The organism is Virgibacillus kekensis, from assembly GCF_042654125.1.
Taxonomy (GTDB): Bacteria; Bacillota; Bacilli; order Bacillales; family Amphibacillaceae; genus Lentibacillus; species Lentibacillus kekensis.
In genome coordinates, this window is the sequence record NZ_JBHSFU010000008.1 from 87,750 (window position 1) to 107,329 (window position 19,580).

Sequence of the window (19,580 nt, forward strand, 5' to 3'; positions counted from 1 at the left end):
GAAATTATAACACTAAGTGAATAAACGCCATTCGTATATCCTCGATAATAAGGATCGAAAGTATCTACCGGGGCACCGTAAATGCTCTGACTATGAAGGCGGAAAAATCCCTTTTTTATGGATATGATTATTTTTAATCACCCGGATTTTCTGCCTTTGTGTAGCGGTTGAACTGTGCTACATGATAGGCAAGTCCGGGTTTTTTTATTGTTTATTGCAGAAAGTAAAGGCAACAAAGGCTTTCACAAGCCAGGTTTTCCAAATCAAAAATACCCAGGTGGCAGACAGGAGACGGTAAACATGGAAATAAATGAAATGATTTTAGTTTTGGATTTCGGAAGCCAGTATAACCAGCTTATTACTCGTAGAATTCGTGAGCATGGTGTTTATAGTGAGCTGCACTCGCACAAAATAACAGCAGAAACCATCCGGAAAATGAATCCAAAGGGAATTATTCTGTCGGGAGGACCGCATAGTGTATACGATGAGAATAGTTTCCGCTGTGACCAAGAAATCTTTGACCTTGATATTCCAATTCTCGGTATCTGTTACGGTATGCAGCTGATGGCCCTGCACTTTGGGGGAAAGGTAGATAAAGCGGCTAACAGGGAATATGGTAAAGCGATGATTGATCTGAACAAGGACCCGGTGCTTTTTAGAGATGCACCGAAGAATCAGACAGTCTGGATGAGTCATGGTGACAAAGTAATGGAAGCACCTGAGTCATTCGATGTAGATGCAACGAGTGCGTCGACCCCGATTGCTGCAATGAGTGACAAAGAACGTAATTTATTTGGGGTACAGTTCCATCCGGAAGTGCGTCACACCGAATACGGAAATCACCTGCTAAAACAATTTGTGTTCGATGTTTGTGGTTGTAAGGGCGAGTGGACTATCGAGAACTTTATTGAGATGGAAGCAGAAAAAATCCGTACTAAAGTGGGAGACCGAAATGTCCTTTGTGCACTGAGCGGCGGGGTGGATTCATCGGTTGTTGCAGCGCTTATCCATAAGGCGATTGGTGATCAGCTGACATGTATTTTTGTTGACCATGGTTTATTGAGGAAGCACGAAGCGGATGATGTAATGCGGACATTCGCCGATGACTTTAACATGAACATCATCAAAGTGGATGCAGCTGAGCGATTTATGTCCAAGTTGAAGGGCGTGGATGATCCTGAACAGAAGCGGAAGATAATCGGTAACGAGTTTATTTATGTTTTTGATGATGAGGCAGCAAAGCTCAAGGATATAGACTTTTTGGCACAGGGCACCCTTTACACCGATATTATTGAAAGTGGTACTGACACTGCCCAGACAATCAAGTCGCACCACAATGTCGGCGGGCTGCCGGAAAACATGCAGTTTGAGCTAATTGAACCGTTGAACACTTTGTTTAAAGACGAGGTCCGTGAGTTGGGTCTTCAGCTTGGTCTGCCTGAAGAGATTGTATGGCGTCAGCCGTTCCCTGGTCCGGGTCTTGCAATTCGTGTTTTAGGGGAAGTAACTGAGGAAAAGCTTGAAATCGTCCGTGAATCTGATGCAATTCTACGTGAGGAAATAGCGACTGCCGGTCTTGACCGTGATATTTGGCAGTATTTTACGGTGCTTCCAAACTTCCGAAGTGTAGGGGTAATGGGTGATGCCCGTACGTATGACTACACTATTGGAATTAGAGCAGTTACGTCCATTGATGGAATGACGTCCGATTGGGCACGTATTCCATGGGATGTATTGGAAAAAATATCAACTAGGATTGTAAATGATGTCGAACATATTAATCGTGTAGTGTATGATATCACCAGTAAGCCACCCGCTACCATAGAGTGGGAATAAACGAATAATATAGATATAAAACAATAAAATGTTCGTATTTTGATTGACTTTGTCGAAATATGGTAGTAAAATAGTTGTAGATTTCCAAATTGCATAAGCACCTTGCGTATAATTTCGGGAATATGGCCCATGAGTTTCTACCAGACCGCCGTAAATGGTCTGACTACGCAGGTAACAGTAATGGCGGCAGGCGTATGTCTGTTTTGCATTGCTTCATCCTGCGTAGTTTAGTAGCACTCTTGTCCATCAAGGGTGCTTTTTGTATTTGTCTTAATTTATCTACTACTGAGGGGGAGAGAGCATTGAAAAAATACTTCCGTTTTGAGGAATTTGGAACTAATTATAGAACAGAATTTATGGCAGGAATGACAACCTTCCTCGCGATGGCATATATTCTTTTCGTTAACCCAGCGACTTTGGCTCTGGTTGGGATTGAGGAATTGCCTGAAGGTGTGACCCGGATTGACCAGGGAGCAGTATTTACTGCGACTGCAATCGCTGCCGCACTTGGTACTCTGATCATGGGTGTGCTCGCAAAATATCCAATTGCCCTTGCACCAGGTATGGGACTTAACGCATTTTTCGCTTATACGGTAGTCCTTGGATATGGTATTCCATGGGAAACAGCACTGGCTGGTGTACTAGCTTCTGGACTTATATTTATTATTTTGACGCTAACCGGCCTGCGGCAAACCATTATTAATGCTATTCCAGCACATTTGAAATATGCTGTTGGAGCAGGAATTGGTGTTTATATTGCTTTTATCGGATTCCAGAGTGCCGGCATTATTGTAGGCAACGATGCCACCTTGGTATCACTTGGAGATTTGACTCAACCTACTGTACTGCTTGCGATTTTCGGTATTGTAGTATCCGTTATTTTGCTGAGCCTTAATATTAAAGGCGGCATATTTTACGGAATGATTTTGACGGCAATAACTGGTATTATTTTCGGATTAATTGATGCCCCTAATGGTCTGGGTGGAATTGTAGGTGAGGTTCCAAGTCTGGCGCCAACATTCGGAGCGGCAATTGCCCATTTTGGTGATATTTTTACGATTGAAATGCTTGTTGTTATCCTGACATTTTTATTTGTTGATTTCTTTGATACTGCAGGAACACTCGTTGCAGTTGCCAATCAGGCGGGGCTTATGAAGGATAATAAACTGCCGCGTGCCGGAAAAGCATTATTTTCCGACTCTGCTGCAACTGTAGCAGGAGCTGTAGTTGGTACGTCAACAACTACTTCGTATATTGAATCAACTGCAGGAGTAGGGGCAGGCGGACGAACTGGATTCACTTCTGTTGTAACCGCAGGATTCTTCCTGCTGGCTTTGTTCTTTTCACCATTGCTGAGCGTCGTTACAGCTCAAGTAACCGCTCCAGCCCTGATCATTGTTGGTGTCCTGATGGCATCATCGTTGAAAGACATTGCATGGGATGAATTTGAAATTGCTGTACCAGCATTTCTTGTGATTGTAACTATGCCATTGACTTACAGTATCGCAACAGGAATTGCAATCGGCTTTATTTTTTATCCGATTACCATGATCTTAAAAGGCCGGAGCAAAGAAATACACCCGATTATGTATGTGTTGTTTGTTATCTTTGTATTGTACTTTATATTCTTAAGTTAGTATAAAACCCCTGTTCCGTTTTAACGGAACAGGGGTTTTTTGATAAGTTATTTTTTTGTTGGGCTTTAACCCTTGCAGTTGATGTGAAACTGTGACGTTTCTCGTAGCTTCGCTCCGGAAATACATTCCGCTTTCCGCGGGCAACGCTTCAACTTCCTCGGAAGAAAACCACTTCCTGCGGGATTTTCAGCTGTTGCTTTTCCCGCAGGAGTCTCCATGTATTTCCCTCGCTGGATTGAGCCTGATTCATATTGTATTTACATTGGCCTCTTAATCTTATCAAATGGTGAACGCCTATTAGTGCAGGCAGAATGCGTAGACTCCTGGGGGAATAGCACGAATCCGAAGCCCCCGGCAAAGGAAACACTGTGAAAGCTTTAGCTTGAACAGATGTTGACCTTGCACCCGGAGCGGTGAAAGCGACTGCCTGAAGCGGAAATCAACCTCGCTGTTACTTTGTAGTTTATACTTTTTGTCTCACTAACAAAGACTTTGGGATAGGCTTTGATAATCATATGTTACGTCAACCACGTGCTTTTTTTCCATACGGCAGCAGGTGATATGCAATAAGGGCGAGTGTGCCAATCAGAGCACAGCAGCCCATCAGGAAGTATAAAGTGCCCCCACCATAGGAATCGATTAAAGCTCCTCCACCAAGTGAGCCGATTATCCCTGATATTCCAAAAAAGACAGCAAAGAAAACCAGGTGTCCGGTCGACTGTAGTATTTCCGGAATCAGGCGAGTTACATATTCGAATGCTGCCAGGTAGAAAACACCGAATGTAAGCCCATGAAGGACCTGAAGGGCGACAATCAACATCGGGTCATCAACCGCGGCGTACAAAAACCAGCGGAGGCTATAGACAGCACCGGCAAAGATAATAAAAACGAACGTATGGTATTTTCGAAACCAACGTCCGGCAAAAGCAAATACGGCAGCCTCACTTGCAACTCCGAGAAACCAGGCTAGGCCCACCAACCCTTCGCTTCCCCCCAGCTGTGCGATGTATAGTCCAATAAAGCTGTCATTCGCCCGATGTGAAATGGTAAGAAACATAATCATCAGCAAAAAGATGATGAACGGCTTGTTCCGTGCCAGTCTTTTCACATCACTCAACTGTATGGGATCCGATTCTACTTTTACATCAGTCAGCTTCAGAGCAACGATAAGTGCGGAAACGCCAAAGAACAGGTACGGCCATATCATGTACTGGACCCCGATCTGAGAAAGAACTTGGCCGACAATTAGTGAAGAAGTGGCAAAGCCGATCGACCCCCAGGTTCGGATTGTTCCAAATGATATATTTAAATCATCTGCTCGGCGCTGGGCGAGACTGTCTCCAAGAGCTCCAATTGGTGACGTAAAAAAGTAGAATACTGCTCCAGCAAGAATAATGGCGATAAGAGTTTCCATCTGAAAGAACACAACACTGCTTAGGAGCAAACCGATAATACAGATTACCAGCATTCTCTTAACAGTTTTGTACTTATCACTGAGATAGCCCCAGAAAGGCTGGGCGAAAATAGTGGCAAGTGGACCTACCGCTAGCACCCAACCGATTTCCGTTCCGTTCAGTCCTTTGAATCTCAGGTATAGAGGAAGAAAGCTGATAATAATCGTATTAGTAGCATGAAAACAAAATAATAGTGTCTTAAGGGGTGTAAGGGATTCACTGTTTGCCATTTATTTCGCTCCTGACTGTTGTTGGCTGTGTAAATGATTATTATACTATACTTAACAAAATTGATTAACGAAAAGAGTTTCCATGTGGGGGTGGATCTTGGAGAATGTTAAAACAGAAGGAAGGATAATGTGAGAATGCTAATGCTGCTGATTCTTTTAGGTTCCTTGATGGTTGCTTGTGCACCAGAGAACGAGGAAAATCTCAAGAAAGCTATAGATGTAGGAAAAAGCTATAAAACCGATACATATACCATAAAACACGATGAGATTCCTGAAAAGAAAGCAGAACGTATGGAGTATCTTAAAGAAAAAGCTGCACCATACGCGAGTAAAGAATTATTGGAATCAGACTTGCTGGACCGAATAATGGGGAGACCTTATATTGCTGCATTAGCACGGCAGGCAGATATCGCCGTGAAGGATATAACTCTTGGCCGTCAAGGAGGAAACTCAGGGTCAGAGGAGGAAATAAAACTTGTATATGAGATAACGATAGAAGTAACAAAAGAAAATGAAGTCGTCGATGAATTGACTTTTGATGGCAAAATGACCGTAGTCAATATAGACGGAGAGTGGCAGGTTACAAAAGACTCAGATAATGTTCCTGCAGATATAATGCATGGGTAGGCTTAAACCTTTGTAAAAGAGTAGATGTGAAATCTACTCTTCCCATACTTTCCCTATGAATTCATCACGGCCTGACTTGGCACGGTCTTCTTCATAATGTTTTTTATTCTTTTTATAGTAGTCCTGGTGATAAGTCTCAGCAGGATAGAAAGTAGACGCTGGCAATACTTTTGTTACAATCGGCTTGGAAAATTTTCCGCTGTCTGCAAGAGCTTGCTTGGATTTTTCTGCTGCCAGTTGCTGGTTTTCATCATGATAAAAAATTGCTGTACGATAGGAATCACCACGGTCATGGAATTGCCCGCCGTCATCAGTAGGATCTATCTGGCGCCAATAAACTTCGAGAATTTCATCGTATGGCATTTTTTCAGGATCATACGTTATTTCAACAGCTTCATAGTGGCCGGTATCTCCGCGTTTTACATCTTCATAGGATGGATTTTCTGTATGCCCGCCTGTATACCCGGAAATAACGCTTTCTATCCCATCCCACTGGTCAAACGGCTTCACCATACACCAAAAGCATCCGCCGGCAAAGGTGGCCTTTTTAAAGGTTTTACTCATGCTCTTCTCCCCCAAAGTCTTCGTTAATATTCTTAACACTATACCATAGATTTTCTAATGAAATAAATTATTTTGTTGCGCTCATCATATGTTAGAATAAAAATAGATTGAAGTTTTAGAAAGAAGGTACGGTTATGGGAAAAATACCAATCATCCAAAGCCAGCTTAGCCCGCCGCCGATTAAGGATGGTTTTTTACGGCGCGCAAATTTAAACCGTAAGCTTACCGATTCGGCTAATTATCCGCTCACCTTACTTCATGCAGGGGCAGGATATGGAAAGAGTACGGCGCTGACACTGTTTGTGCATGATACATGTCCAGAAACATGCTGGTATTCCATTTCCCAGAGCGATGACGATATTCTTCCCTTCCTGAATAAATTGGTTCATGCCCTGAGATCCAAATACCCCTCATTCGGCAAGGTGATTTTGCTCGAACTTGAACAACTAGACCATTACATATCCGCTGAGCAAATCCGGTCGTTGGTATCTGCATTTATAAATGAGGTTATGGAGATAAAAAAAGACATAATTCTAATCCTGGATGATTTTCACCACGCAGGTAATTCAGCTGAGATTAATCAGTGGGCCAGTCTTTTGGTTGAATATATACCGGAAAACCTCCATCTCATTCTCTCAACTCGTCAAAAGCCAAAGTGGAGTATTATTCCAAAACTTCGGATGAAGGGGGATTTGCTTGACATTTCCCAACGAGAACTTGTATTGACATCAGAGGAAATGGAACATGTGCTTGAAGATATTTACGAGGTAGAATTTATGGATGAAGACTTACAGAAAATTCATCAATTTACCGAGGGATGGCCGATTGCGTTCAGTATGTTTGTCCAGCATATTCAGTCAGAGACTACGATTGATCACGTCCTGGAAAACAGGCAGACTTCTTTGCAGGACTTATTTGACTATCTGGCGTCTGAGGTGTTATCCAAGCAATCGATGATTATCCAGCAGTTTCTGCTTCAATCAAGTGTGATCGATGTACTGACTGCTGATATCAGTGATGAGGTATTGCAAATCAATGGGTCCGAGGAAATCTTGGCTGGACTGGTGGAACAAAACCTGTTCATCGTGGAAGGCGACGGTGGTCACTACAGGTACCATGCCCTGTTTAGAACCTTTTTGGAAAATAAACTTGAAAAGAATTTTCCGCAAGAGTTTACTAATCTTCATACTCGGGCGGCGAAATATTATGAACGTATTTATCATACGGAAACGGCGCTCTACCATTATCGTAAAGTCCGCTCGTACGATACGGTTGCCCATTTACTGTATAAGCAGGGAACAAAACTGCTGCGTTCGGGAAGACTGCAGCATCTTTATGACCTTCTGGATGAGCTTCCAGTGAACATTAAGGATAAATATCCCCTGTTATACTTTTACCTGGGTGAAATCGAACGTTACAGGTCTGGGTATATACAGGCAGAACGCTATTATGATCAGGTGCTGGAATATTGTAAGGACGACTACTATACGGCAGGATTGGCACTGGAAGGAAAAGCCAGAATTTATTTGGATACGATTCAGCCGGATATTGCCGAACGCTATGTGGACCAGGCAATTCGTATGCGCGAAAAGTCCGGCGCAGAGAAAGATGAAATGGCAAGATTGTACCAGTTAATGTCCGAAAACCTGATAAACGCCGGACAGGCAATAAAGGCGGAGGAGTGGTTTAACCGGGCTAAAAAGCTCGATTTGCCATTGGAGGAAAGTAATCTTCAGGCGCGGATTTACCTTCGAACAGGTCGTCTGGCAAAGGCAAAAGAAATACTGATTGAGCGTAAAAAGGCAGCTAAATCAGTCAAACGTCTTCCGCAGTCACACCGTGAAACCGATATTCTTTTATCTATAATAGAGGCATTTATGGGAGAGGCGGAGTCCAGCAAGAAGCTAGCGAGTGATGGTATTCAACTTGGCTTGAATATCCAGTCACCATTTGTGGAGGCCTGCGGCTGGATGCGGATGGGGCATGCAGTTCAACTGCTTAACCAATACGACTCCAGTCTTGCAGTCAACTGTTATGAAACGGCTCTCGATATAATGGATAAAATTAATGTCTCAAGAGGAAAAGCTGAACCCTATATGGGTCTTGCGATTTTATACGGGAAGAAGCAACAGTACGAGAAAGCTAAAGAAATGGCAAATAAAGGACTCCATGAGACGGAAAAGGTAAAGGATCGCTGGCTCAGTGCATTGATAAAACTGGGCTTGGGAATCACCGAAATCTATCATGAGGATTTCGACCAGGCTGAACGGGTGATTAAAGAAGTTTACCAGGAGTTCAACGCATGCGGAGATCAGTATGGAAAACTTGTGACTACGTTCTGGAAGGCATTTATCGCCCATCAGCAAGATAATGAGGGTTCTTTTACGGGAGAAATGGAAGCGCTTTTAAACATTATGCAGACCGGTGAATATGACTTTTTTCTGAAAAAGCGTACAACATTTGGCCCGGCCGATATCCAGAATGTGGCACCAATGCTGCTGAAAGCAAAGGATCTAGGGATATCCCCGGCGTTCGTGTCCCGATTAATGTTTGAATTGGGAGTGGATGAATCGGTGAAGAGTCACCCGGGCTATACCCTTACTATACAGACACTAGGCCATTTAAAAGTATTGCTTGGCGACAGACCGCTTGAGCCTGGCGACTGGCAGCGTGGTAAGGCGAAAGAGTTGTTCGAACTTTTCATTACCAGAAGAAATACACTGATTTCCAAGGAGGAAATCTTCCAGAAGTTATGGCCGCACCATGACGAGAAAACTGCTGCTAAAACATTCAAGGTTACCTTGAATGCATTGTTGAAGGCGCTGGAGCCGGAACGGAAAGCACGAGAGGAATCATTTTTCATTAAACGGACGGGCAGTGCATATGGACTCAATCCGGAGTCGGGTTACTATCTGGATTCGATAGTTTTCGAAGAAGGAATATTACAGGGGATTCAGGAAAAGGATGATTCCCGGGCAAAAGAACTGCTTGAAAAAATTCTATCTATGTATAAAGGTGATTACTTGTCCGATGCTCGTTTTGCTGAGTGGTGCAGTTCGGAACGTGAGCGGCTGCAGCTTCTGTATTCGCGCGGGGCTGAAAAGCTTGCCCAAGTTGCGGTGCGCCTGCAGGAGTTCAATGTCTGTATTGACTGGTGCACCAAGATTCTGGCCATCGACAATACATGGGAAGAAGCATATCGGCTCATGATGTACAGCTATTATCGGAATAATAACCGCCCGCAGGCGATTAAGTGGTATGAGAAGTGCGTTTCTGTTTTGGAACAGGAACTGGGAATCCGGCCGATGGACCCAACGAATGAAATGTATAACATGATTATTGAATCTGAAGAACTGAAAACCTACTAAACTCGACTCCTTTGATATGCTCTCATGTCAGGGGAGTTTTTTTACCGCAGGAAAATTAATGATGCAACCGTATACCGCATTAGTCATGTTTGCCCTAGAAGAGTGGCGCTTTAGTTTTGGGATTTTGTAACTCCTCTGTAACCGGATGATTTTATGATTGCAGTAAGATGTAACGAATATATCAAAGGGGGAATTAAGCAATGAATGTAAAGCGAATAATTGGCCTTGCCTTTGCGGTAATGCTGATAACTGTTCTTGCTACAGCATGCGGAGATGGAAATGCAGCTGGGGATGGTGGGGACGAAAGCAAGGAAACCATCAAGATCGGTATGTTGGCATCACTTACCGGGGCTCTTGAAGCTTATGGGCAACAATCAAAGCGCGGCTTTGAACTGGGTCTTGAATACGCAACAGATGGAACAATGGAAGTTGCAGGTAAAAAGATTGAAGTAATTTACGAAGATACGGAAACCAATCCGAAAGTTGCACGACAGAAGGCTCTAAGCTTGCTTGAAGAGGAAAATGTAGATTTTCTGGTTGGGTCATCAAGCTCAGGGGATACGCTGGCCGTAACGCCACTTGCGGAAGAATATGAAACTATTATGGTTGTTGAGCCAGCGGTTGCCGACAGTATTACTGGTTCTGAATATAATGATTACATTTTCAGAACTGCTCGTAACTCCTCGCAGGACGCGATTGCAGCGGCTGCCTCTATCGCAGATGAGGGCGTTAAGATTGCTACACTGGCGCCGGATTCAGCATTCGGAAGGGATGGAGTTGCAGCGTTTAAAGAAGCTGCAGTCAATCTTGGTGCTGAAATTATTCACGAGGAATATGCAGCAGCAACTGCGACAGACTTCACTGCAAATATACAAAAGGTTATCGAATCAGACCCTGACTATTTATTCGTTGTCTGGGCCGGTGCCAACTCACCATGGAACCAGATTGCGGATATGAAACTTCAGGAACAGGGCATTAAAATAACCACCGGTGCTCCTGATATTGCCGCCTTGTCTACAATGTCAGCGCTCGTTGGAATGGAAGGGTTCACTGTCTATTACCATACACTTCCTGATAATGAAATTAATGATTGGCTTGTCGAAGAACACAAAAAACGGTATGACGGGGCAGTTCCTGATTTATTCACCCCAGGTGGAATGAGTGCTGCTATCTCGATTGTAGAGGCGCTTAAGAAGACTGAAGGTGATGCAACAGCCGATAAACTGATTGATACAATGGAAGGAATGAGCTTTGATACACCAAAAGGGGAGATGACATTCCGTCCAGAAGACCATCAGGCACTACAGTCATTGTATGCGATAACCCTTGAGGAAAAAGAAGGCGTGGATTACCCGGTTCCTGTCCTTAAACGGGTGCTGACACCTGAGGAGACTGCACCTCCGATTAAGAACGAGAAAGACTAAGAAATTGGACTATAACCCTTGCCTTCGGGCGAGGGTTTGTTTCAACGGGTAAGCGTACAAATCTTTCCTATGCCATGTTTTCGAAAGTAATTGATACAGGAGGATAAACCATGACAGCAATACTGGAAACGAATGACCTGTCGATTGCATTTGGCGGCCACAAGGCTGTCGATAAGGTCTCTGTTAAAATACCGGAAAAGAAATTCACTTCAATTATCGGCCCGAATGGTGCAGGTAAGACAACCTTCTTTAACCTGCTTAGTGGTCAGCTTTCCCCGACAAGTGGCCGTATTTTTTTCAAAGGGAAGGAAATCACTAAACTTTCCACCACAGAACGGGCACGGATGGGGATTGGCCGTTCATTTCAAATCACCAATATTTTCCCCAATCTGACGGTGCTGGAAAATGTCCGGCTGGCTGTTCAGTCACAGGCTAAGGTACGCTACCAGATGCTCGCCCATTTTAAGCACTATAAGCAGTTTGAAGAAAAGGCAAGGGAACTTCTTAAGAAAGTGTTCCTGGATAGTAAGGAAGAGCTTCGGGCGGTGAACCTAGCACACGGTGAAAAAAGGAAGCTGGAAATGGCAATGCTGCTGGCGTTGGAAACAGAGGTACTATTGCTTGATGAGCCGACTGCAGGTATGGCGCTTGAAGAAGTTCCCGCTATTATTGAGGTGATCAATAAAATAAAGAATGAAGAAAACCGGACAATTGTCCTGATTGAACACAAGATGGATATGATAATGGATTTGTCGGATGAAGTACTCGTTCTTTTTCATGGTGAGCTTCTTGCAAAGGGGAGTCCGGAAGAAATCGTTGAAAATGAGACGGTACAGTCAGCATATCTGGGAGGGATGTACGATGAGCAGCTTGCTTGAATTAAAACAGGTCGAGGCGTACATCCAGCAATATAAAATCTTGCATGATATTTCTTTTGAAGTACCTGCTGGAGAAGTGACAGTTCTGCTTGGACGGAATGGTGCCGGGAAAACAACGACATTGCGGACAATCATGGGATTGAACCAGACGTCCGCAGGTTCCGTTCTATTTAAAGGGGAAGAGATATCAGGCGAGAAAACGCACACGATAGCTAAAAAAGGTATAGGTTATGTTCCTGAGGATCAGGGCATATTCGGAGATTTGACCGTTGGTGAGAATATGCGCGTAGCTATGAAAATAGAGGATCAGGAGACAACCGATAGGATGGAGTGGATATTGGACCTTTTCCCGGATTTGAAGAAGTTCTGGCAGAAGCCTGGTGGTCAGCTTAGTGGCGGGCAGAAGCAGATGCTGGCGATTGCGCGGGCGTACATTAATGAAAATGACCTGCTACTGGTAGATGAACCGAGTAAAGGACTTGCACCTATCATCGTAGAAAAGGTTATGGAATCCATTGAGCAGATGAAGGAGAAAACGACTATTCTTCTGGTCGAGCAGAATTTTATGATGGCAAGCAAAATCGGCGATCGGTTTCATATCATTGACGATGGGCAAACAGTTCATCACGGACAAATGGAAGATTTGCGGAGCGATAAAGCACTTATGAAAAAATACCTGGGGATTGCGTAGGGAGGAAACTATATGGACTTAATTATGAGTTTGACCATCAACGGGCTTGCAACCGGCATGCTTATTTTCCTTCTTGCAGCAGGCCTTACACTTATATTTGGATTAATGGATGTACTTAATTTCGCGCACGGAGGACTTTTTGTCTGGGGGGCATTCAGTGGTGTTTGGGTCTACACCACCACCGGTAGTTTCATAGCAGGAATACTGGCAGCTATCATTACAGGACTGATACTAGGCGCTATCACTGAATATCTGATAATCCGTCCAGTATATGGAAATCATGTCCAACAGATTCTGATAACACTTGGACTCATGCTGGTCCTTGGCGAGCTGATTAAAGTAGTATTTGGACCGGAACAGCGATCGGCACAACCACCGGCATTTTTGGAAGGAAGTTTTATGGTTGGTGATATCATTCTTATAAAATACCGACTGTTTATAATCGTAGTTGGAATTCTGATTTATTCAGCAGTATCGTTCCTTTTGAAACGCACGCGGATTGGTCTGATTGTCAGGGCTGGTGTTATGAATAAGGAAATGGTTCAAACGCTGGGCATTAATATACGAATGGTATTTATGGCTGTTTTCATGGTTGGAGCAGCTATGGCAGCGCTGAGTGGAATGCTGATGGCACCATATTCAGGTGTTATATATGCAGAAATGGGACTGGAGTTCGCTATTTTAGCATTCATTGTGGTGGTAATAGGTGGTATGGGAAGTTTTAAAGGGTCACTGTTTGCCGCCCTGCTTGTAGGATTGACCCAGGCTTTCATGGCGTATTATGTGCCGGTTCTGTCGCTTGCAGCAAATATGCTTTTGATGGCTGCGGTACTGGTTTTCCGGCCGCAGGGATTATTTCAGGTGAAGGGGTGAGATGAACAATGATGTTACGTCGTATGGAAACAAGTACATGGATTTATCTGGCAATAGCGCTTGCTTTGTTTATCGTTCCGTTTATCTTCACCGGGCGCAGTGTACTATTTATGATTATGCAAATTTTTATTTTTGGCATATTTGCCATGAGTTATGATCTCCTTCTCGGATACACGGGAATCGTTTCGTTCGGTCATGCTATGTTCTTTGGTATCGGAGCTTATTCAGCTGCCATCATGCTTAGTAATGGTGAAGCTTCAATAATGTCACTTCTTATTGGGGTTCTAATTGCACTTATATTTGCTGCAATTATCAGCTTTATTGCCGGCATTTTGACTCTCCGGCTGAAAAGTCACTTTTATGCCATGCTGACGCTGGCTCTTGCTGGATTGTTCCTTGTCGCAGCCGAGAAATGGACCAGTCTGACTGGTGGGGGAGAAGGTTTCACCTTTATGATTCCTGATCTCCTGCGCGATTCGGGTGTTATGTATGTGATTTGTCTTCTGTCATTGCTGGTATTCTTTTTCGGGCTCAGGCGGTTTACCAAATCACCACTCGGCAAGGTGCTGGTGGCAATCAGAGAAAATGAGGATCGTACGGAGTCACTTGGTTATCAAGTGCTTAACTATAAAGTCATTGTCAGTGTTGTTGCCGGGGTGATTGCAAGTTTTGCTGGTGTCCTGTATGTTCTAACACTAAGGTTTATTGATACAAGTGTATTTGCAGTAGATGTGACATTGGATGCACTGCTTATGACGATAATTGGTGGTGTTGGAACCTTGGTGGGGCCGCTTATTGGAGCCGGTCTCGTGGAATTTGCTCACCACTGGCTGTCAGATTTGGCAAATGTTCACTGGATTTTTGAACGTTGGATTATTCTATATGGAACGGTATACATCCTAGCAGTAATATTTTTTCCACAAGGAATTGTCGGGACGCTTCAGGCAAAATTCCGGGGCAGGTATAACGGACTGGCAAAGAAATGAGGTGGTTTTTATGGAACCCATTGGTATCGTAAGCACGGGAATTTACATCCCGAAGAAAAAAATGACTTCCACGGAAATTGCACGAGAATCAGGACTGCCGCTTGAAGTGGTTGAAAAGAAGTTGGGGATTAAGGAAAAACCTGTTGCGGGTGAAGATGACCATACCTGTGCGATGGGTATTACGGCAGCCAAAAGAGCGTTGGCTAAAGCTAATCTCGATCCGAAATCAATCGACCTTGTGATTTATATTGGCGAAGAACATAAAGAATATCCTTTATGGACTGCTGGTATAAAGCTACAGCATGAAATTGGGGCAATCAATGCTTGGGCGTTTGATACGGCACTACGGTGCGGCACCACCATTATGGCACTTAAGCTGGCCAAGGACATGATGACGGCGGACGAGAACATTCGGACGGTTCTACTTGCAGGTGGCTATCGGAACGAGGATTTTATCAACTATCAAAACGAACGTACCCGGTTTATGTTTAATCTTGCCGCAGGAGGCGCAGCCGTTATTTTACAGAAGGGATGTGTGCAGAACCAACTGCTGGAGACCCATATGATTACGGATGGGTCCTTTTCAGAGGACGTGATAGTAACCACAGGCGGAACGAAAAACCCGATTACCCATGCAGCACTTGAAGCAGGACTTTATCAGCTTGATGTAATAGACCCTCCGGCGATGAAAAAAAGGCTGGAGCAAAAATCAATGGCAAACTTTATCGCATGTGTGGAAAAAGCTCTTTATAAAAGCGGGCTTACGAAAGAGCATATTGACTATGTGGCAATGTTGCATATGAAACGATCGGCTCACTTTTATGTACTAGAGCAGCTGGGTGTGGACCCGGCTAAATCTATCTATCTGGAAGACTATGGTCATATTGGTCAGATGGATCAGATAATTTCACTGGAACTAGCCGAGGAACACGGCATGCTAAAGGATGGTGATACGGTTGTGCTCGTTTCGGCCGGTATTGGATATGCATGGGGTGCGAATGTTATTAAATGGGGAAATACGAAGGAGGCGGTATAAATGGCTTTAGTTTCTTTAAAAAAAGTAAAGCTGCCAAATGGGGAAGAGATTGCTTACCGCGAACGTGAGGGCGGTACAGAGAAGGTGCTGCTGATTCATGGCAATATGACCTCTTCTGTTCATTGGGATGTGGTGATTGAAGGGCTCGATGAAAGGTTTAAAGTTTTTGCAGTCGATTTACGGGGCTTCGGGGAATCATCCTATCAGCAGCCGGTTACCGAAATTAAAGACTTCGCGGATGATGTTAAACTTTTTTGTGATGAAATTGGGTTGGAGGGATTTGCGATTGTGGGATGGTCACTTGGCGGGACGGTGGCACAGCAATTTTGTGCCGATTATCCGGAATATGCCGAGCGGCTGTTTCTGCTGGCTTCTGGTTCGTCACGCGGATATCCACACTTTGCTACCGGTGAGAATGGCCTGCCTGATACATCAAGACGACTTGCAACATTGGAAGAAGTAAAGCGTGATACCAAGACTAAGCTAGTGCAAGGTGCGTATGATGCGAATAATTATGATTTCCTTCGCCAAACATGGGATATGCTAATTTATCGAAAAAACAAACCGGAAAAAGAGCGGTATAAAAAGTATTTAAAGGATATGACAACCCAGCGGAACCTTGCTGAGACGTATCATTCATTAAATATCTTCAATATTAGCAATGTCCATAACGGATTGACACAGGGTCAGGATAAAATAAAAGACATTACCATTCCTGTTCTGATTGCCTGGGGTGATGAAGACTTGGTTGTAACGAAGCAAATGACCGAAGAGCTTATCGAGGATTACGGTGATAAAGCAGAATATAAGGATTTGACTGGAAGCGGGCATTCTCCGGTGATTGATGATCTGCCAGGTCTACTAGAAATTATGGAAGATTTTTTTACCGCGAAAAAGGAAGTAAAACAGAAAGGACGTTAGCAGATGAATAGATTACAGGATAAAGTAGCCATTGTTACCGGGGCGGCGAACGGAATTGGACTACAGGCAGCCAGGACATTTGCTGGTGAGGGAGCAAAGGTAGTTATTGCTGACTTTGATGAAACAAAAGGGAAAGAACAAGAGGAAGTACTGAAGAAGGAGGGTGTTGACTGCAAATTTATCCGAGTCAATGTTGCTGACAGGGATAGTGTAAACGTCATGGTTGAGGAGGTTTTATCCGTTTACGGCAAGATTGATATTCTAATAAATAATGCAGGTATTACCCGGGATGCCATGCTGTCAAAAATGTCACCAGAGGAGTTTCAGCAGGTGATCGATGTCAATTTAACCGGCGTATTCCATTGTACACAGGCTGTTCTGCCATCAATGACAGCTCAGGGTAAAGGCAAGATTATAAATACATCCTCCGTGTCTGGCACTTACGGGAATATTGGGCAGACCAACTATGCAGCAGCTAAAGCCGGCATAATAGGTATGACCAAAACCTGGGCAAAAGAGCTTGCTCGAAAAGGGATAAATGTCAATGCAGTTGCTCCCGGGTTTACTGAAACAGGAATGGTAGCAGGTGTTCCGGATAAAGTCATCAGCCAAATGAAGGAGCAGATTCCCATGGGACGGCTTGGAAGGCCAGAGGACATTGCCAATGCATATCTGTTCCTGTCCTCTGGTGAAGCAGACTATATAAATGGGCATGTTTTGCACGTTGATGGTGGAATCATGATGTAAGGGGAATAAAAAAAGTGTATACGGCATGTAAAATTCGAACTGCCTTTCATAAGGTAGTTCGAATTTTATATTAACAAACCTTCGTATAAACTATAAACTGCGACATACTAAAAACTTTAGAAATAGCTTGAGCTTCGCTCCAGCAATACACTTCGCTTTCCGCGGACTCACCACAAGCCTCCTCGATCGCAAAGACCGCTCCTGCGGAGTCTCTTAGGCTCGTTTTTCCGCAGGAGTCTCAGCGTATTGCTTACGCTAATGCCATTATTAATATGGATATACTATGCAACTGGCAAAGGTATCCTCCTGTTTAATTAGGGAAACTATTCAAAGCCGCGGATAAATACAGCACACCATGGGACGTAACAGTCTGAAGACCCCAAAGTAAGTGCAAATAAGTGAAGGCCGACTAAAATCGGATTTTGCTTCCAACAATGATACGCCCCCTTACAGGGGCGCTTTCCTATTGAATTCTTTGCCTTCTACTACAATCAACTCTATGCTTAGCGCAGGAAATACGCGTAGACTCCTACGGGAAAGCGAAGACGTTGAGACCCCGCAACGAGCGTTCTTTGCGAGCGAGGAGGCTCAGCGCGAGCCCGTGGAAAGCGTAGTGTATTTCCGGAGCGACAAAGACGCACCCTTAAAGAGCATTCTGAGTCAAGCGTTGAGTTTGCACTACGTCGCATTTTTTATCAACTTAGAAGAAGATATCTTTTCTGTAACCAGCGTGTAACTCTACAGCATTATAATATCGATAATTAAGATGGTTGCAAACGGAGGGGTCATGATGCAGTATGCAGTAGATTGGTTTCAAAACCGGGTGAATCTGTCCCCGGATAAATCAGCAGTAATCGATTCGGAAACAGACGAACAATTTACATATAGTGAGCTGAATGAGCGGGCAAATCATCTTGCCCAGTACTTTGTCGAAAAAGGGATTGGAAAGGGAGATCGTGTGGCCCTGCTTGCCCCCAATCATGTTAGTTATTTTGATTTTATTTTTGCCTGTATGAAGATTGGCTCGGTATTCGTTCCGCTCAATTGGCGGCTGTCGATCGACGAACTGAGCTACGTCATAAATGATTGCTCGCCAAGCCTGATTGGTGTCCACCCGGAATTCCAGGAAAACATAAAAAAGGTCCGGACCGAGTACGGGATCATCGATATATATGCAAATGATTATGTAAATGACCTTCATGCCCGGCATTCATTTGCCCCGGTTGAAAATATTGCGGAATCCGACCCGCTTGCGATGATCTACACAGGAGGCACCACCGGGAAGCCGAAAGGTGCTGTCCTGTCGCACCGATCGATTCTCTGGAATGCAACGAATACCATCATCAGCTGGAATCTTACCGATAAGGATGTGACCTTAACCTGTCTGCCTATGTTTCATACTGGAGGGCTGAATGTTCTGTCACTACCACTCCTGCTCATTGGTGGTAAGGTTGTGATCTCCCCAGCGTTCGATCCATCTAAAATTGTGTCTGATCTGGTTAACTACCAATGCACAATTGTTTTATGTGTGCCCACCATGTACCACATGATGGTTCAGACCGAGGCATTCCAACAAGCGACATTCCCTGATATGAATGTTTTTCTATCTGGAGGTGCTCCGTGTCCACATAAGATTTATACTGCTTTCCGCGACAAGGGGATTGCCTTTAAAGAGGGTTATGGGCTGACTGAGGCAGGTCCTAACAACTTCTTTATCGACCCAGGGGAAACGGAACGGAAAGTCGGCTCAGTTGGTAAGCCGATGATCTTCAACAAAATAAAGATCGTCAACGAGAAGGGTCAAGAAACTCACTCCAATGAGGTGGGAGAGTTGCTAATACGAGGTAATCATGCATTTGAATTTTACTGGAAAAAAGAACAGCAGACCGGGGAAACTTTGGTCGACGACTGGGTCCATACCGGTGACCTGGCAAAACAGGATGAAGAAGGATATGTTTATATTGTAGGCAGAAAAAAGGATATGATTATTACTGGCGGAGAGAATGTTTATCCGCTGGAAATTGAACACTGGCTTGAGTCTCATGAAGGAATAAGTGAAGCGGCGGTACTTGGTCTCCCTGATGAAAAATGGGGTGAAATCGTTGCAGCTTTCGTGGTTCCCAATTCGAAGTTGAGTAAAGAAGAGGTTAAACAACACTGTGAGAAAAAGCTGAGCCGATATAAAATACCCAAGAAAATAATCCTGCTTGATGAGTTGCCAAAAACCCATGTCGGTAAAATCAATAAAGCGGCGCTAAAAGAGAAGACAATGAACAAAACCTGATACGAACTGGCACGTTTACAAATA

15 protein-coding genes and 2 riboswitches are annotated in these 19,580 nt (G+C 44.1%); of the genes, 13 read left to right on the forward strand and 2 right to left on the reverse strand.

Annotation, left to right across the window (positions count from 1 at the left end; all coding sequences use genetic code 11):
• Positions 1–11 precede the first annotated feature (11 nt).
• A riboswitch (purine riboswitch) is annotated at positions 12–113 on the forward strand.
• 187 nt (positions 114–300) lie between these two features.
• Entirely contained in the window at positions 301–1,836 is a 1,536-nt protein-coding gene (gene guaA / locus ACFO3D_RS14645; RefSeq protein WP_390297575.1) for a glutamine-hydrolyzing GMP synthase, read from the forward strand.
• Positions 1,837–1,920: 84 nt separating this feature from the next.
• A riboswitch (purine riboswitch) is annotated at positions 1,921–2,022 on the forward strand.
• Between the two features lie 116 nt (positions 2,023–2,138).
• A complete protein-coding gene (locus ACFO3D_RS14650) occupies positions 2,139–3,473 on the forward strand; it encodes an NCS2 family permease (protein ID WP_390297578.1) in 1,335 nt (444 codons plus the stop codon).
• Positions 3,474–3,996: 523 nt separating this feature from the next.
• On the opposite strand, the gene ACFO3D_RS14655 is transcribed toward ACFO3D_RS14650, so the two are convergent.
• Positions 3,997–5,157 carry an MFS transporter gene (locus tag ACFO3D_RS14655; RefSeq protein WP_390297581.1) on the reverse strand — a complete coding sequence of 387 codons (1,161 nt, stop codon included), beginning with the start codon at positions 5,155–5,157 and terminating at the stop codon, positions 3,997–3,999.
• A 129-nt stretch (positions 5,158–5,286) separates the two neighbouring features.
• Here ACFO3D_RS14655 and ACFO3D_RS14660 point away from each other — a divergent pair, with 129 nt between their 5' ends.
• On the forward strand, positions 5,287–5,784 hold the full coding sequence (locus tag ACFO3D_RS14660) for a hypothetical protein (protein ID WP_390297584.1): 498 nt from the start codon (positions 5,287–5,289) through the stop codon (positions 5,782–5,784).
• Between the two features lie 33 nt (positions 5,785–5,817).
• Here the strand turns inward: ACFO3D_RS14660 and msrA are convergent, their stop codons facing one another.
• Entirely contained in the window at positions 5,818–6,348 is a 531-nt protein-coding gene (gene msrA / locus ACFO3D_RS14665; RefSeq protein ID WP_390297587.1) for a peptide-methionine (S)-S-oxide reductase MsrA, read from the reverse strand.
• A 134-nt stretch (positions 6,349–6,482) separates the two neighbouring features.
• Between msrA and ACFO3D_RS14670 the strand changes: the two genes are divergently transcribed.
• The 10 genes from ACFO3D_RS14670 to ACFO3D_RS14715 all read left to right on the forward strand — a co-directional run bounded on the left by ACFO3D_RS14670 (position 6,483) and on the right by ACFO3D_RS14715 (position 19,556).
• Entirely contained in the window at positions 6,483–9,716 is a 3,234-nt protein-coding gene (locus tag ACFO3D_RS14670) for a winged helix-turn-helix domain-containing protein (RefSeq protein ID WP_390297590.1), read from the forward strand.
• Between the two features lie 200 nt (positions 9,717–9,916).
• The gene (locus tag ACFO3D_RS14675) at positions 9,917–11,140 is read left to right on the forward strand and encodes a substrate-binding domain-containing protein (protein ID WP_390297593.1); all 1,224 of its coding nucleotides are present in this window, start codon (positions 9,917–9,919) and stop codon (positions 11,138–11,140) included.
• Between the two features lie 110 nt (positions 11,141–11,250).
• Positions 11,251–12,018 carry an ABC transporter ATP-binding protein gene (locus ACFO3D_RS14680; RefSeq protein ID WP_390297595.1) on the forward strand — a complete coding sequence of 256 codons (768 nt, stop codon included), beginning with the start codon at positions 11,251–11,253 and terminating at the stop codon, positions 12,016–12,018.
• Positions 12,002–12,709: an ABC transporter ATP-binding protein gene (locus ACFO3D_RS14685; RefSeq protein WP_390297598.1), complete on the forward strand. Its 708-nt coding sequence runs from the start codon at positions 12,002–12,004 to the stop codon at positions 12,707–12,709. Before ACFO3D_RS14680 ends, ACFO3D_RS14685 begins: the two co-directional genes overlap by 17 nt.
• Before the next feature lie 12 nt (positions 12,710–12,721).
• Positions 12,722–13,582: a branched-chain amino acid ABC transporter permease gene (locus tag ACFO3D_RS14690; RefSeq protein ID WP_390297601.1), complete on the forward strand. Its 861-nt coding sequence runs from the start codon at positions 12,722–12,724 to the stop codon at positions 13,580–13,582.
• A gap of 8 nt (positions 13,583–13,590) precedes the next feature.
• The gene (locus ACFO3D_RS14695; RefSeq protein ID WP_390297604.1) at positions 13,591–14,568 is read left to right on the forward strand and encodes a branched-chain amino acid ABC transporter permease; all 978 of its coding nucleotides are present in this window, start codon (positions 13,591–13,593) and stop codon (positions 14,566–14,568) included.
• A 10-nt stretch (positions 14,569–14,578) separates the two neighbouring features.
• Positions 14,579–15,604, forward strand: coding sequence for a 3-oxoacyl-ACP synthase (locus tag ACFO3D_RS14700; RefSeq protein ID WP_390297607.1), 1,026 nt, complete (start codon positions 14,579–14,581; stop codon positions 15,602–15,604).
• Complete coding sequence (phaZ, locus tag ACFO3D_RS14705; protein WP_390297610.1) at positions 15,605–16,525, forward strand: intracellular short-chain-length polyhydroxyalkanoate depolymerase; 921 nt, start codon at positions 15,605–15,607, stop codon at positions 16,523–16,525.
• Between the two features lie 3 nt (positions 16,526–16,528).
• Positions 16,529–17,272, forward strand: a complete 744-nt coding sequence (gene fabG / locus ACFO3D_RS14710) for a 3-oxoacyl-ACP reductase FabG (protein ID WP_390297613.1) — start codon at positions 16,529–16,531, stop codon at positions 17,270–17,272.
• A gap of 790 nt (positions 17,273–18,062) precedes the next feature.
• Complete coding sequence (locus ACFO3D_RS14715; RefSeq protein ID WP_390297616.1) at positions 18,063–19,556, forward strand: class I adenylate-forming enzyme family protein; 1,494 nt, start codon at positions 18,063–18,065, stop codon at positions 19,554–19,556.
• Positions 19,557–19,580: the final 24 nt, after the last annotated feature.

What these genes read in the sequence shown, in the direction of transcription:
- msrA (WP_390297587.1), bottom strand. Translation starts at nt 6,348, where the DNA reads ATGAGTAAAACCTTTAAAAAGGCCACCTTTGCCGGCGGATGCTTTTGG.
- ACFO3D_RS14695 (WP_390297604.1), top strand. Translation starts at nt 13,591, where the DNA reads ATGATGTTACGTCGTATGGAAACAAGTACATGGATTTATCTGGCAATA.
- ACFO3D_RS14715 (WP_390297616.1), top strand. Translation starts at nt 18,063, where the DNA reads ATGCAGTATGCAGTAGATTGGTTTCAAAACCGGGTGAATCTGTCCCCG.
- ACFO3D_RS14655 (WP_390297581.1), bottom strand. Translation starts at nt 5,157, where the DNA reads ATGGCAAACAGTGAATCCCTTACACCCCTTAAGACACTATTATTTTGT.
- guaA (WP_390297575.1), top strand. Translation starts at nt 301, where the DNA reads ATGGAAATAAATGAAATGATTTTAGTTTTGGATTTCGGAAGCCAGTAT.
- ACFO3D_RS14700 (WP_390297607.1), top strand. Translation starts at nt 14,579, where the DNA reads ATGGAACCCATTGGTATCGTAAGCACGGGAATTTACATCCCGAAGAAA.
- phaZ (WP_390297610.1), top strand. Translation starts at nt 15,605, where the DNA reads ATGGCTTTAGTTTCTTTAAAAAAAGTAAAGCTGCCAAATGGGGAAGAG.
- ACFO3D_RS14675 (WP_390297593.1), top strand. Translation starts at nt 9,917, where the DNA reads ATGAATGTAAAGCGAATAATTGGCCTTGCCTTTGCGGTAATGCTGATA.
- ACFO3D_RS14685 (WP_390297598.1), top strand. Translation starts at nt 12,002, where the DNA reads ATGAGCAGCTTGCTTGAATTAAAACAGGTCGAGGCGTACATCCAGCAA.
- ACFO3D_RS14670 (WP_390297590.1), top strand. Translation starts at nt 6,483, where the DNA reads ATGGGAAAAATACCAATCATCCAAAGCCAGCTTAGCCCGCCGCCGATT.
- ACFO3D_RS14680 (WP_390297595.1), top strand. Translation starts at nt 11,251, where the DNA reads ATGACAGCAATACTGGAAACGAATGACCTGTCGATTGCATTTGGCGGC.
- fabG (WP_390297613.1), top strand. Translation starts at nt 16,529, where the DNA reads ATGAATAGATTACAGGATAAAGTAGCCATTGTTACCGGGGCGGCGAAC.
- ACFO3D_RS14690 (WP_390297601.1), top strand. Translation starts at nt 12,722, where the DNA reads ATGGACTTAATTATGAGTTTGACCATCAACGGGCTTGCAACCGGCATG.